This window comes from Streptomyces sp. NPDC127197, from assembly GCF_042672405.1.
GTDB classification, from domain to species: domain Bacteria; phylum Actinomycetota; class Actinomycetes; order Streptomycetales; family Streptomycetaceae; genus Streptomyces; species Streptomyces flavusporus.
Genome location: NZ_JBHXVG010000141.1, coordinates 1 through 1,505 on the forward strand (window position 1 = coordinate 1; position 1,505 = coordinate 1,505).

1 pseudogene is annotated in these 1,505 nt (G+C 68.4%); it reads left to right on the plus strand.

The annotated features are described in order from the left end of the window. Positions 1-56 precede the first annotated feature (56 nt). Positions 57-1,505, plus strand: a pseudogene (locus ACFVJQ_RS45985) (ISAzo13 family transposase); the annotation flags it as partial.

The following is a 1,505-nucleotide window of genomic DNA, read 5'->3' on the forward strand; positions in this document are numbered from 1 at the left end:
GGGACCTGTATTTCAATTAGTGCTCGGTTAGCGGGAGTTGGCGGAACACTGAGGGTATGGCTGCGCGTACGGTCGACCGGATCTCCGTTGTGGCTCTGAAAGCCAAATTTGATCAGCTCCTGCCCCACCTCGACGAGCGCCGCCGCCGGCTCTACCTCGCCAGCGAGGCCGGCGCGATCGGCCACGGCGGGATCACGCTGGTGGCCGCCGCTTCCGGCGCCAGTACGGCCACCGTCGCGCGAGGGATCGCCGAGCTGTCTGGTCGTCCCCTGCCGACCGGGCGGATCAGAGCCCCGGGAGCCGGCCGCAAACGGCTGACGGCCACCGACCCGGGTCTGCGGCCCGCGCTGGAGGCCCTGATCGAGCCGCACACCCGGGGTGATCCGGTCTCACCGTTGCGCTGGACCACGCTCTCGCTGAGGTCCCTGGCCTCAGCGTTGACCGCACAGGGTCACCCGGTCAGCGCGGCGACCGTCGGACGCCTGCTGCACGCCCTGGGATACAGCCTGCAAGGCACCGCCAAGACCTCGGAAGGCACCGGCCATCCGGATCGGGACGCCCAATTTGCCCACCTGAACGCCACCGCCACAGCCTTCCTCGACGATCACCAGCCGGTGATCAGCGTGGACACCAAGGCCAAGGAATGGCTCGGCAACCGCGACCGGCCCGGTCGCACCTGGCGGCCGGGCAAGGACCCGATCCGCGTGGACTGCCACACCTTTACCACCAACGATCAACCAGTCGTCATCCCTTACGGGATCTACGACATCGCCCGCAACACCGGCTGGGTGAACGTCGGAACCGACCACGACACCGCCGAATTCGCGGTGGAATCCATCCGCCGCTGGTGGCGACGCCGCGGAAGGGCCGACCACCCGGATGCCACTCGGCTGCTGATCACCGCCGACTGCGGTGGCTCCAACGACCCCCGCCGCTGGACGTGGAAGAAGCACCTGGCCGCCCTCGCCCTGGAGAGCGGGCTGGAGATCACCGTCTGCCACCTCCCGCCGGGAACGTCGAAGTGGAACAAAATCGAGCATCGGATGTTCTGCCACATCACCGCGAACTGGCGGGGCCGGCCCCTGACCAGCTACCAGGTCGTCATCGAGACCATCGCCGCCACGACCACCCGCACCGGGCTATGGATCGACGCCGAACTGGACACGGGCAGTTACGACCTGGGCACCGCGGTCGCACCCGCCGAGTTCCACGCCCTGCCGATCACACCCCACACCTTCCACGGCGACTGGAACTACACCCTGGCACCGCTCCCGCCCCGGCCTGCCGAAGCACTCACGAGCAGACGACGGATCGATCCCGCCCTGACCGCGATGCTCACCGATCCGGCCCTGACCGGCATGCTGCGGCCCGCCTTCGACCGCTTGGTGGCGATCTCGGAACCGTACTGGGACGCCTTGGCCGAGGCGGCCTTCCAACGACGCTTCCACCGTCCACGCAGCTACCTCCACCCGCAAACCAGCAGCCTGGACCACTACCACCGCCTC